This window comes from Georgenia sp. EYE_87, assembly GCF_023148685.1.
GTDB lineage: Bacteria > Actinomycetota > Actinomycetes > Actinomycetales > Actinomycetaceae > Georgenia.
Genome location: NZ_JAHXNL010000001.1, coordinates 298,481 through 311,381, shown reverse-complemented (window position 1 = coordinate 311,381; position 12,901 = coordinate 298,481). Strand labels below are relative to the sequence as shown.

Below are 12,901 nucleotides of genomic sequence, written 5' to 3'. Positions count from 1 at the left end.
ACCCACCTCGCCCACTGAGGCAGAATCGCCGGCATGACCAGCACACAGGAACGCGCCGCCACGACACCGTCGGGCGGCGCGTTGCGCATCGTCCTGGGGGTCACGGGCGGCATCGCCGCCTACAAGGCGGCCCTCGTGCTCCGGCTCCTCCGCGAGGCGGGGCACCGCGTCCGGGTCGTCCCGACGGAGGCGGCGCTGCGCATGGTCGGGCGCCCCACGTGGGAGGCGCTGTCGGGAGAGCCGGTACGCACCGATGTCTTCGACGACGCCGAGCACGTCGACCACGTAGCCCTCGGCCGCGGCGCGGACCTGGTGATCGTCGCCCCCGCGACGGCGAACCTCCTTGCCAAGGCGGCGGCCGGGCTGGCCGACGACCTGCTTTCGACGACGCTGCTCACCGTCACCTGCCCGGTCCTGCTCGCCCCGGCGATGCACACGGAGATGTGGCTTCACGCCGCCACGCAGGCGAACGTCGCGACGCTGCGGGGCCGCGGCGTGCACGTGCTCGACCCGGACTCCGGGCGCCTCACCGGGGCCGACACCGGCCCGGGCCGCCTCCCGGAGCCGGCCGCGATCGTGGCCGCCGCGCTCGCCCTGGTCTCGCCCGCCATCGATGACCTTGCCGGACGCTCCGTCGTCGTCTCCGCCGGCGGCACGCGCGAGCCGATCGACCCTGTGCGCTTCCTCGGCAACCGGTCCTCGGGCCGCCAGGGCGTCGCCCTCGCCGTCGCGGCCGCCCGCCGCGGCGCCACGGTCACCCTGGTGGCCGCCAACGTCGACGACGCGCTCGTGCCGGACCACCCGGCCATCGCGGTGCGGCGTGTGGAGACCACCCTGGAGCTGCGGGACGCGGTCCGGGACGCCGGCTCCGGCGCGGACGTCGTCGTCATGGCGGCCGCCGTCGCCGACTTCCGCCCTGCCACGACGACGACGCACAAGATCAAGAAGACCTCGGCCGGTCCCGCGCCGATCGAGCTCGAGACGAACCCGGACATCCTTGCCGAGCTGGCTGCCGAGCGGCTGCGCGAGGGGCAGGTTGTCGTCGGCTTCGCGGCCGAGACCGGCGACGCGACCGGCGACGTCCTCGCCCACGGGCGGGAGAAGGCCCGCCGCAAGGGGGCCGACCTGCTTGCCGTCAACGAGGTCGGCGCCGACCGCGGGTTCGGCGACGTCCCGAACGAGGTGACCATCCTCGACGGCGAGGGCTCCGTCGTCGGGCGGGGGAGCGGGACCAAGGCCCAGGTTGCGGACGCGGTGTGGGACGCCGTCGCGGCCCGTCTGCGCGCTGCCACTACGATCGAGCGGTGACTTCTTCGGTATTGCGTCAGTTCACGTCCGAGTCGGTGACCGAGGGGCATCCGGACAAGGTGTGCGACCGGATCTCGGACACCATCCTGGACGCGATCCTGGAGCAGGACCCGGTGGCGCGCGTGGCGGTGGAGACGGTGGTGACCACCGGGCTGGTGCACGTGGTGGGGGAGGTGACCACCGACGCGTACGTGGAGATCCCGCAGCTCGTGCGCGAGGTCGTGCGCCGGATCGGCTACACGTCCTCGGCGATCGGGTTCGACGGGTCCTCGTGCGGGGTGTCGGTCTCGATCGGGCAGCAGTCGGCGGACATCTCCGCGGGGGTGTCGAAGTCGCTGGAGGGCCGCTCGGGGGCAGGGGCCTTCGACGAGCTGGACGTCCAGGGCGCCGGGGACCAGGGGCTCATGTTCGGGTACGCGTGCGACGACACGGCGGCGCTGATGCCGCTGCCGATCTTCCTCGCCCACCGGCTGGCGGAGCGGCTCGCGCTGGTGCGCAAGGCGGGCGTGGTGCCGGGGCTGCGCCCGGACGGCAAGACGCAGGTCACGATCGGCTACGAGGGTGACCGGGCGGTGTCGTTGGACACGGTGGTGGTCTCCTCACAGCACGACGAGTGGGTGCGGCAGGACCTGCTGGCGGTGGCGGTGGAGAAGGAGGTCGTCGAGCCGGTGCTCGCGGCGGCGGGCGTGGAGCTGGCGACGTCGGGGTACGACCTGCTGGTCAACCCGACGGGGCAGTTCGTCATCGGCGGGCCGATGGGGGACGCGGGGCTGACGGGGCGGAAGATCATCGTGGACACCTACGGGGGGATGTCGCGCCACGGGGGTGGGGCGTTCTCGGGGAAGGACCCCTCGAAGGTGGACCGGTCGGCCTCGTACGCGATGCGGTGGGTGGCGAAGAACGTCGTGGCGGCGGGGCTGGCGCGCCGGTGCGAGGTGCAGGTGGCGTACGCGATCGGGCGGGCGCACCCGGTGGGGCTGTTCGTGGAGACGTTCGGCACCGAGACGGTGCCGGTGGAGCGGATCGTGACCGCGGTGCGGGAGGTCTTCGACCTGCGGCCGGCGGCGATCGTGCGGGACCTGGACCTGCTCCGCCCGATCTACCGGCACACCTCGGCCTACGGCCACTTCGGCCGGGAGCTGCCCGAGTTCACCTGGGAGCGCACCGACCGCGTCGACGACCTCCGCACCGCGGTCGCCTGACCTTCGCGCCGTCCGCGACAGCTGGGACGGGCGCGGCGCGGTGTCCGCCGTCCGTGATGGAATCGGGCTCATGACCTCCTCGAGCCGTCCACGCCCCGAGCAGGGCGCGCTCCTGGACCTGCCGCCCGCTGCGGCCGCACCTGTCGACAGCCAGGGCGTCGAGAACCCGGTGGCCCGCGTGGTCGTCGACGTCCCGCTGCCTCACCTCGACCACCCCTTCGACTACCGCGTTCCTCCCGAGATGGCCGAGAACGCGGTTCCGGGTGCGCGCGTCCAGGTCCGGTTCGCCGGCCAGGACCGGCCCGCTTTCGTCGTCGAGCGGCGCGCCGACACCGACCATCGGGGCGCTCTCGCGCCGCTGCGGCGGGCGGCCTCGCCGGTCCCCGTGCTGTCGCCCTCGGTGCTCCGGCTGTGCCGGGCGGTGGCTGACAGGTACGCCGGGACCCTCATGGACGTCGTGCGGCTCGCTGTGCCTCCCCGCCACGCCACCACCGAGAAGTCGGTCCTCGACGGACGCGGCACCCAGACTGCCGTCCTCCCACCCGTCACCGCCCCCGGAGGCGAGAGATGGGCGTGCTACACCGGCGGGCCTGCCTTCCTGCGCCACCTTGCTGCGGGGGAGAGCCCGCGCGCGGTCTGGACGGCGCTGCCGGCTCACCGACTGGGGGATGCGACCTCCGAGCTCGTCCCGGACGACGCGCCCGCCCGCCCTTCCCCGTGGTCGACGACGCTCGCCGAGGCCGCCCAGGCCGCGCTCGCCTCGGGTCGTGGCGTGCTCGTCGTGCTCCCCACGAACCGCCAGGTCGACGACGTGGTCGCCGCGCTCAAGGACGTGCTCCCGGACGAGCCGGTCGCCCGCCTGGTGGCCGACGACGGCCCGGCTCGCCGGTACCGCGCCTTCCTCCGCGTTCTCCTGGGCGACGTCCGCGTGGTCGTCGGCACCCGGGCGGCTGCGTTCGCCCCGGTGGCCGATCTCGGCCTGGTCGCCGTCTTCGACGACGGGGACGACCGGCTCGCCGAGCCTCGATCCCCGTACCCCCACACCCGACAGGTGCTTGCGCTGCGCGCGGAGCTCGAGGGGGCCGGCCTGCTGATCGGCGGGTTCACGCGCACCGTCGAGGCGCAGCTCCTGGTCGAGCAGGGCTGGGCGCACCCGGTGCAGGCCCCGCGCGCGGTCGTGCGGGCGGCCGCCCCGCGCGTCGTCGCGCCCACCGACGTCGACCTCGCGCGGGAGGGACCGGCCGCCGTGGCACGCATCCCGCACCCGGCGTGGGAGCTGGCGCGCTCCGCCCTCGAGCGCGGGCCCGTCCTCGTGCAGGTCGCCCGCGGGGGATACCTCCCCGTCGTCGCGTGCGCGCGCTGCCGCGAACCGGCGCGCTGCTCCGCATGTCACGGCCCGCTGCGCCTCGACCGGCCGGGAACGACGCCCACCTGCGCGTGGTGCGGTCGACACGCGGTGGACTGGCGATGCGTGACCTGCGGGCACACCGCCCTGCGCGCTGTCCGGGTGGGTTCGTCCCGCACCGCGGAGGAGCTGGGCCGCGCCTTCCCGTCGGTGCCGGTGGTCGTCTCCGGCGCGTCGGCGAGCCACGGCGTCGTCGAGACGGTCGACGACAAGCCCCGTCTCGTCGTCGCGACGCCCGGGGCGGAACCCACGGCACAGGGTGGGTTCGCCGGCGCTCTCATCCTGGACGCGGCCGCCGCGACCTCGCGGCCCGAGCTCTGGGCCTCCGCAGAGGCCCTACGTCGGTGGCTGGGGGCCGCAGCCCTGGTGCGCGGAGCGGCCGAGGGCGGCATCGTCATGCTGCTCGGCCAGCCCGCGCCCGTTCCGGCGCAGGCCCTCGTTCGGTGGGACCCGGCGGGATTCGCGGCCCGGGAGCTCGCCGAACGGACCGAGCTGTCGTTCCCACCGGCCGTCCGCATGGTCTCGCTGCAGGGCACGGCGGCGGCGGTGCGGTCGATGGTCGACCACCTGGACCGGCTCGAGGGGCTCGACGTCCTGGGGCCGGTCGAGGTCGAGGACGGAGAGGTGCGGGCGCTGCTGCGCGTCCCGCGACGACTCGGCGCCGAGCTCGCCCGGCGGGTGGCCCAGGCTTCGGCGGTGCGCAGTGCCCGGAAGGAGGACGGCGTGGTGCGGGTCCAGGCCGACCCGCCCGATCTGTGGTGAATGCGCCGTACGCGCTCTTTCCCGGTCCGGGCGCCCCGTACTGCCGGTGACAGGTGCCGCGCGTCCTGGGGCAGACGCGTGGCACCGCGGATGGGTGTGCTCGCAAGGTGCAGGATGAGGGAGTGGAGAAGCCCTCACGCCCCGACGGCAGAACGCCGGCCAGCTCTCAGCGACGAACGGATGGCGACCCCGCAGGGGATGACGCCCGGAATGCCGACGACACCCCACCGACGGGGTACGACACCCCACCGACGGGGTACGACACCCCACCGACGGGGTACGACACCCCACTGACGGGGTACGGCGTCAGATCGACGGGGTATGACACCCCGTCGGCCGGGTACGGCACCGTCGTCTTCGACCTCGGGCGGGTGATCGTCGGATGGGAGCCATACCTCGCGGTCGCCGACCGCATGGGCGAGGAGGAGTGGCGAGCCTTCGCCGAGGCGATCGACTTCACGGAGGTCAACCTCGCGATGGACAGAGGGCTCTCCCACGCCGCCGCGCTCGCTCAGATCCGCGGGAGTCACCCGGAGCACGAGCACACTCTCGCCCGGTACTGCCGCAACTTCGCCGCCGCGCTGACCGGTCCGGTCGCCGGCACGACCGCCATCGTCGACGAGCTCGCGGCTCACGGGATTCGCCTCCTCGGTCTGACGAACTGGTCGGCGGAGACCTTCCATCATGCCGCGGTTGCGGCTCCGGTCATCGATCGCCTCGAGGACGTGCTCGTCTCCGGGCGGGAGGGCCTCGTCAAACCGGACCCGGCGATCTTTCACCTCCTGATCGAGCGCTACGGCCTCCAGCCGGAGGCGACAGTGTTCGTCGACGACTCCCGCGCCAACGTCGCCGCCGCCGAGGCGGTCGGACTGCGAGCGCTGCACTTCACCACTGCCGCCCAGCTCCGTGCGGACCTTCGGGCACTGGGGCTCCTGCCGGGCGGCAACGGCGGAGCGCAGTAGCCGCCTCGGCGGTAGTTCTTCGGTGCGGCGGCGGCAGCGGTGCTGTCGCAGCGGGGGCTGAGTCCCTCTGGCGCCGCCGCCCACTCGGCCGGCGGGCTCCCCAGAGCCCTACGTCGGCGGGCCGGATCCCCACGGCCACACACGAGGCCCAGAAAGCTCAGAAGGGTGGGTCGCTGGGTTGGTCGGGCAGATCGGCGTCGTCTTCCCAGAGCGTGCGCCCACGGCATGGCTCCGGTTCGGTCTTCCCTGGCGCACCCCCTGTCGTACCCGGCATCCCGGCTGCTGCGTCGGCTGCTTGCCGTGCTGACGAGGGCCGCTTCAGCGCGTCGGGAAGCTGAGGGCGTGCACGGCCATCACTTGCTCGCGCCGCGTTCCAGGCATCCAGAAGTTCCCCCGCACCCGGCGGCGCCTGCGGTGACCGATCACCTGCGCCCGGCGGCGCCCCGCGGCGCCGACCTGGTGGCCGTCGCCGGGTGCCGATCAGCGACCCGTCGGCTCGGTGGAACCCGAAGCCGTCTGCCAGCGGCACGATCCTGACGCTCTCGTTGTGCACGACGTGGTGGTGGTAGCTGCACAGCGTCGCCGCGTTGCCCACCGACGTCGGGCCGCCTCTGGAGAACCAGACGATGTGGTGGATCTCCGACCAGGCTGCACGGATCGTGCAGCCGGGCCACTGGCAAGTCCTGTCCCGCGTCGTCACCGCACGCCGAAGCTCGCGGGTATAGGTGCGCTGGGTCATGCCCACGTCGAGCGGCACGGAGTCGGCGGTCATCACCATCCGCGTCACCTCACAGTCGCACATCAGGCGCTGCAGCTCTCGCAGAGGCACGAGAGTGCCGTCCTCCAGCTCGGCCGGTGGGACGTCGGGGAGCGCCGGGACGCTCGCGGGCCGCGCCAGCACCGTGCAGCTCCGCGCAGCGGACTCAACCGAGTCGACACTCGCGGCGGTGCCGTCGGGGCGTAGCCCGAACGCCGCGCCATCGCCCTGAACCCGGTCGGCGGCGCTCCCCGTGGACGCGTCGACGGCGTCCTGGTGCGCCCGCGCCGCTGCCCAGGTGTCCTCGCTGACCACCAGCGCCAGGTGCGGCCGCACCTGCGCGCCGTTGAGGTCGGAGCCGACCTGGAGGGTGCGGGACGCCAGGGTGACGAGTGCGTCCGCGTGCCGCTGCGCACGACTGCGGTCGTCGTCCGCGGCGATCGGGCCCACAACGGCGTCGAGGGCGGTCTCGACCAGCGTGCCGCCGACGTCGTCCAGGACCCACTGCCCGGACCGACCTCCTCCGGCGGCCTTGCCGAAGGTCACGGACCGCCGGCGCCACGTCGCGTCGTAGCTTTCCTGGGCTGCTTGCGCGTCGATGCTCGCCGCCTGGCGACGAGCCTCCTTCGCCAGCTCGGGGGCGGAGAGCTTCTTGCGCTTCGCGTGCTCGACCAGTTCGGCGGTGACGCCGTCGTCCAGCGCCTGCTTCACCTCTTCCGAGGCGTCCGCCCGCAGCCGCGCCAGCGCCTTGGCGTGCTCGATGCTCAAGGCACCGCTGTCGACGGCACGCGCAACCTCCGGCATCGCGTCGAGCCCCTCAGCCACCGTGAGCTCGCCGGCGGCGGTCCCACGCCCGGAGCCGGTCATGCGGGCCCGCCAGTCGACGTAGTCACGATCCCGGGACGAGCCCCATCGGCCGTCCTCCTTGTGGGCGACGAGCAGGCGTCCTCGGTAGACCGTGAGCTCCTGGATGACGGCATCGAGGGTGGCGATGGCGCTCTCGCGCTCCGCCGCCTCCCAGGCTCGCGCCTGGGCGGGGTCGGCCTGCGCCCGCAGCGCCCCGACAGCGCCCCGCACGGCCGCGAGAGGTGCCACGGGGCTGCTGGTCCCGGGCCCTGCACTCGCGGTCGAAAGCGTGGACATCGTCACCCTCACCTGGATCGAACGGCTGTATGAAACAGTACCTGCCCCGTCCGACATCGGTGCGAGTCCCACGACGGTCTGTGGAGTGGCGGCCACCCTGGGCCACCTGTGGATGGCCGCACCGCGCCGGGGCGGCCTTCGCTCGCCGGTCCACCCGAGGGCCGCCGTCCGCACGGGCGGAGGCACCTAGACTCGGGCACCATGCGTCTCCTCTTTGCCGGCACCCCGGAGGTGGCTCTCCCGAGCCTGCGGGCCCTCATCGCGTCCGATCACGACGTCGTCGCCGTCCTGACCCGCCCGGACGCGCGCCGTGGGCGGGGCAGGACGCTCCGTCCTAGCCCGGTCGCCGAGCTTGCCCGCGAGGTCGGGATCGAGGTCCTCACCCCACGTAGCCTCCGCGAGGAGGGCGTGGCGGAGCGCCTGGCCGCCATGCAACTCGACGCCGCCGCGGTGGTCGCCTACGGCGGCCTCGTGCCCGCTCAGCTGCTCGACGTGCCGGCGCACGGCTGGGTCAACCTCCACTTCTCCCTGCTGCCGGCCTGGCGCGGAGCCGCGCCCGTGCAGCGCGCCATCATCGCCGGCGACGAGGTCACCGGTGCCTGCGTGTTCCAGCTCGAGGCCGGGCTGGACACCGGGCCGGTGTACGGCACGCTCACCGAGACCGTCCGCCCCCGCGACACCGCGGGCGACCTGCTCACCCGCCTCGCCGAGTCCGGGGCGGGTCTCCTCGTCGCGGTGCTCGACGCCATCGCCGCGGGCACGGCGCGCCCGCACCCCCAGCCCGCCGAGGGCGTGAGCCTCGCCCCCAAGCTGGAGGTGGCCGACGCCGCCGTCCGCTGGGCAGATCCCGCGATGGCGGTGGATCGTCTCGTCCGCGGCTGCACGCCCGCCCCGGGCGCATGGACGTCGCTGCCCGACGGCACCCGGCTCAAGCTGGGCCCCGTCACCGTGCGCCCCGACGTCGACGATCTCCGACCCGGCCAGGTCCGCGCAGGCAAGCACGAGGTGCTGGTGGGGACCGGTTCGTCCGCCGTCGCGCTCGGCGAGGTGGCCCCAGCGGGTCGGAGCTGGATGACGGCGGAGGCGTGGGCGCGTGGCGCCCGGCTGGACGGGTTCGTCCTCGGAGCGCCCGGCGGTGCGGCATGAGCCCGGCCGACGGCGGACCCGGGGGAGCCGGTCGACCCGACGGCGGACCCGGGGCAGCCGGCCGACCCGACGGCGGACCCGGGGCAGCCGGCCGACCCGACGGCGGACGCGGACGAGCTGGCCGACCCGACCGCGGAGGCCGGGGTGCCGGTTCGGGCCAACGCCAGCAGCAGCCCGGACGAGGGGCCGACCAGGGACGCCCGCCCGCGCGCCGCCCGAGGGTCGACGCACCACGTCTCGCCGCCTTCGAGGTGCTGCGCCAGGTAGCCGGCTCCGACGCCTACGCCAACCTCGTCCTGCCCAAGCTGCTGCGCGAGCGCGAGATCACCGGAAGGGACGCGGGCTTCGCCACCGAGCTCGCCTACGGCACACTTCGCCTGCAGGGCCGGTACGACGCCGTCCTCTCCCAGTGCACCAACGGCCGCCCGCTCTCCGCACTCGACCCAGAGGTGCTCGACCTGCTCCGACTCGGCGCCCACCAGATCCTCGGGATGCGCGTGCCGGCCCACGCCGCGGTCTCCGAGACCGTCGCCCTGACCCGCGCGGTCGTCGGGCCTGCACCGGCCGGTCTGGTCAACGCCGTGCTGCGCGCCGTCGCCCGGACGGACCTGGCGGGGTGGCTCGAGCGCATCGGGGACCTGGCAGACCCGGACGGCACCGACCCGGTCGCACGCCTCGCCGTCACGGCCTCACACCCGGAGTGGATCACGCGGGCTCTGCGCCAGAGCCTGCTCGCGAACGGTCACACGGCCGACGAGCTCGACGCCCTGCTGGACGCCGACAACGAGTCGCCCCGCGTGACGCTGGTGGCCCGGCCCGGGCTCGTGGACACCGAGCACCTCGCGGCGGAGATCACCCACGGCTCCGGGCAGGCGCCCGTGCCAGGGCGGTGGTCGCCGTTCGCGCTCGTGGCGTCGGGCGGGGACCCTGCACGGCTGCCGTCCGTGCGCCGGGCGAGGGCCGGCGTCCAGGACGAGGGCTCGCAGCTGGTCGCCCTCGCGCTGGCCGCCGCACCGCTCGCTTCTCCCGACGGCGGGCAGCAGCGTGCCGGGACGGCTCAAGGCGACGCCGGCCAGCAGCACCTCACTCAGACGGGCGACCGCGCCTGGCTCGACCTGTGCGCGGGTCCCGGCGGGAAGGCGGCCCTTCTCGGCGCCCTCGCCCACGAGCGGGGCGCCACGCTGCTCGCCAACGAGGTGGCCCCCCACCGGGCCGGTCTCGTCCGGGGCTCGGTCTCGGCCGTGCCGGAAGGAACGGTGGAGGTGCGGGTGGGTGACGGGCGTGACCTCGGCGAGGAGATGCCCGGTGCCTTCGACCGAGTCCTTGTCGACGCCCCCTGCACCGGCCTGGGGGCGCTCCGCCGTCGTCCGGAGTCGCGGTGGCGGCGCTCGCCGGGCGACCTGACCCAGCTGGGCGCGCTGCAGCGGTCGCTGCTCGACTCGGCGATCGACGCCGCGCGGGTGGGCGGCGTGGTGGCGTACGTCACCTGCTCCCCGCATGTGGCGGAGACTCGCACGGTGGTGGAGGACGTCGTCCGCCGCCGGGGCGACGTCGAGCTGCTCGACGCCGCCGCCGTCGTCCGTTCGGTCGCCGTCACCGAGCCGCCAGGGCTGGGGGACGGGCCGTTCGTGCAGCTCTGGCCCCACGTGCACGGCACGGACGCGATGTTCCTCGCGCTGCTCCGCCGCACCGCCTGACGGTCCGCACCGACCGGAACGGCGGGCCCCGCGCCCGGCGGGCCGTCCCCGTCGTGCCCGGGCCCCGCGGCGGCGCGGCCCGGAGGTGCTGGCTAGGGTTGGGTCCGTGAGCATCGTCATCTCCCCGAGCATCCTCAACTCCGACTTCTCCGACATGCGCGGGGAGCTGGCCAAGATCGCGGGGGCGGACTACGCCCACGTCGACGTGATGGACAACCACTTCGTCCCCAACCTCACGCTCGGCCTGCCCGTCGTGGAGGCGATCCTGCGCGTGACGCCGGTCCCGGTGGACGCCCACCTGATGATCGAGGACCCCGACCGGTGGGCGCCCGCCTACGCGGAGGCGGGCTGCAAGTCCGTGACCTTCCACGCCGAGGCCGCCACGGCACCGGTGAAGCTGGCCCGCGAGCTGCGTGCGCAGGGCGCGCGCGCCGGGCTCGGCCTGCGCCCGGCGACGGCCATCGAGCCCTACCTCGACCTCCTGCCCGAGTTCGACATGATCCTCGTGATGACGGTGGAGCCGGGCTTCGGCGGGCAGTCGTTCATCGACGGGACCCTCCCGAAGATCGCCCGCACGCGCCGCGCCATCGAGGACGCAGGGCTCGACGTGTGGGTGCAGGTCGACGGCGGGGTGTCCCGGTCGACCATCGAGCGGGCCGCCGACGCCGGAGCGAACGTGTTCGTCGCCGGCTCGGCCGTCTACAATGCTGAGGACGCCGCGGCCGAGGTGCAGACCCTGCGGGATCTCGCTGCTGCAGCGCACGCGCACTGAGTGCCCGGGTGGCCCGACCAGGACCGGGCCGGGCCTCGGGTGAGCAACCCGTTCGGACGCCGTCGGGGCCTATAAGCCCTCTCACGATGTGACCCGAGTGACAGCGACGTCCGCCTGCCCGTTGTAGGGTCACCGGGCCCAAACCCCTGACAGGACGGAAGCTCTATGAGTGACCAGGCATTCCATATCGCCGCGCTGGTCGTGTACTTCGCGGCCATGCTCGCAATCGGCCTGTACTTCATGCGGAAGAACAACAGCCTTGACGAGTACATGCTCGGAGGACGTGGTCTGCCACCCGCGGTCGCCGCCCTCAGCGCGGGTGCCTCGGACATGTCCGGGTGGCTGCTGATGGGCCTGCCGGGTGCCATCTACGCCGCCGGCCTCGTCGAGGCCTGGATCGCGATCGGGCTGACCATCGGCGCCTGGCTCAACTGGAAGTTCGTCGCGCCGCGGCTCCGGGTCTACACCCAGGTCTCGGAGAACTCCATCACCATCCCGAGCTTCCTCGAGAACCGGCTCCGGGACACCTCGCGCTCCCTGCGCATCGCGGCCGGCCTCATCATCCTCGTGTTCTTCACGTTCTACGTCTCCGCCGGCATGGTGTCCGGCGGCGTGTTCTTCGCCAGCTCGTTCGGCATGGACTACCGCACGGGGATGCTGCTGATCGCCGGCGTGACCGTGCTCTACACCCTCGGTGGCGGCTTCCTCGCCGCGAGCTACACCGACTTCGTCCAGGGCCTGATGATGTTCCTCGCCCTGATCGCCGTTCCCATCGTCGGCCTGTTCGCGGCGGGCGGCCCGTCCGGCGTCGTCTCGAGCGTCCGCGAGGTCGACCCCGCGCTGCTGAGCATGGTGGGCGGCGGGGCCAGCCTGCTGGGCATCGTCTCCGCGCTGGCCTGGGGCCTGGGCTACTTCGGCCAGCCGCACATCATCGTCCGCTTCATGGCCATGCGGACGCTCGGCGAGATCCGGACCGGACGCCGCATCGGCATGTCCTGGATGATCCTCGCCGTGCTCGGCGCCCTCGCCACCGCCCTGGTGGGCGTCGCCTACTACCAGCAGAACCCCGGCCTCTCCCTCGAGGACCCGGAGACGGTGTTCCTGCTGATGGGGCAGATCCTGTTCCACCCGCTCATCGCCGGGCTGATCCTCGCGGCCGTGCTGGCCGCGATCATGAGCACGATCTCCTCCCAGCTCATCGTCAGCGCCTCCGCGCTGGTGGAGGACCTGTTCAAGGTCGGGCTCAAGCGGGAGGTGAGCGACCGCGCGCAGGTCATGATCAGCCGGCTCGCCGTGCTCGTGATCTCCCTCGTCGCCGCCGCGATGGCCTGGACGCAGAACGACACGATCCTCGGGCTCGTCGCCTTCGCCTGGGCCGGCTTCGGTGCGGCCTTCGGCCCGACGATCCTGCTGTCCCTGTACTGGCGCCGGCTCAGCACGGCCGGAGCCCTGGCCGGAATGGTCGCGGGCGCCGTCACGGTGGGCGTGTGGGGCAACATCGAGGGCGGGATCTTCGACCTCTACGAGATCGTCCCCGGGTTCCTCCTCAACCTCGTCCTCGCGGTCGTGGTCAGCAACCTCACGCACCGCCACCACCACGAGGTCACCGACGAGTTCGACCGCACCATGCGTGTGATCGACGCCGGCGGTTCCGCCCAGGAGGAGACCGCTCCCACCACCACCGCCTGAGCACCTCGGCGCCGGCGCGACCGACGCGCAGGCGCCCGCACGGCGCGGCCCGTGCCAC

Annotated in this window: 9 protein-coding genes; 8 read left to right on the top strand and 1 reads right to left on the bottom strand. The window is 73.8% G+C overall.

Annotated features, from left to right (window positions below; genetic code table 11):
• Nucleotides 1-81 precede the first annotated feature (81 nt).
• The 4 genes from coaBC to KZX45_RS01395 all read left to right on the top strand — a co-directional run bounded on the left by coaBC (nt 82) and on the right by KZX45_RS01395 (nt 5,639).
• Nucleotides 82-1,308, top strand: coding sequence for a bifunctional phosphopantothenoylcysteine decarboxylase/phosphopantothenate--cysteine ligase CoaBC (gene coaBC / locus KZX45_RS01410; RefSeq protein ID WP_248256287.1), 1,227 nt, complete (start codon nt 82-84; stop codon nt 1,306-1,308).
• Complete coding sequence (metK, locus tag KZX45_RS01405) at nt 1,305-2,510, top strand: methionine adenosyltransferase (protein WP_248255925.1); 1,206 nt, start codon at nt 1,305-1,307, stop codon at nt 2,508-2,510. Before coaBC ends, metK begins: the two co-directional genes overlap by 4 nt.
• A 70-nt stretch (nt 2,511-2,580) precedes the next feature.
• The gene (locus tag KZX45_RS01400; protein WP_248255924.1) at nt 2,581-4,677 is read left to right on the top strand and encodes a primosomal protein N'; all 2,097 of its coding nucleotides are present in this window, start codon (nt 2,581-2,583) and stop codon (nt 4,675-4,677) included.
• A 371-nt stretch (nt 4,678-5,048) separates the two neighbouring features.
• Nucleotides 5,049-5,639, top strand: a complete 591-nt coding sequence (locus KZX45_RS01395; RefSeq protein ID WP_248255923.1) for an HAD-IA family hydrolase — start codon at nt 5,049-5,051, stop codon at nt 5,637-5,639.
• A gap of 157 nt (nt 5,640-5,796) precedes the next feature.
• Here the strand turns inward: KZX45_RS01395 and KZX45_RS01390 are convergent, their stop codons facing one another.
• On the bottom strand, nt 5,797-7,539 hold the full coding sequence (locus KZX45_RS01390; RefSeq protein ID WP_248255922.1) for an HNH endonuclease signature motif containing protein: 1,743 nt from the start codon (nt 7,537-7,539) through the stop codon (nt 5,797-5,799).
• Nucleotides 7,540-7,740: 201 nt separating this feature from the next.
• Between KZX45_RS01390 and fmt the strand changes: the two genes are divergently transcribed.
• From fmt to putP, 4 genes are all read left to right on the top strand, one after another.
• Entirely contained in the window at nt 7,741-8,685 is a 945-nt protein-coding gene (gene fmt / locus KZX45_RS01385; protein WP_248255921.1) for a methionyl-tRNA formyltransferase, read from the top strand.
• Nucleotides 8,682-10,382: an RsmB/NOP family class I SAM-dependent RNA methyltransferase gene (locus tag KZX45_RS01380; RefSeq protein WP_248255920.1), complete on the top strand. Its 1,701-nt coding sequence runs from the start codon at nt 8,682-8,684 to the stop codon at nt 10,380-10,382. Before fmt ends, KZX45_RS01380 begins: the two co-directional genes overlap by 4 nt.
• Before the next feature lie 106 nt (nt 10,383-10,488).
• Nucleotides 10,489-11,154 (top strand): ribulose-phosphate 3-epimerase, encoded by a 666-nt coding sequence (gene rpe / locus KZX45_RS01375; RefSeq protein WP_248255919.1) that lies wholly within the window; start codon nt 10,489-10,491, stop codon nt 11,152-11,154.
• 165 nt (nt 11,155-11,319) lie between these two features.
• Nucleotides 11,320-12,843: a sodium/proline symporter PutP gene (putP, locus tag KZX45_RS01370; RefSeq protein WP_248255918.1), complete on the top strand. Its 1,524-nt coding sequence runs from the start codon at nt 11,320-11,322 to the stop codon at nt 12,841-12,843.
• Nucleotides 12,844-12,901: the final 58 nt, after the last annotated feature.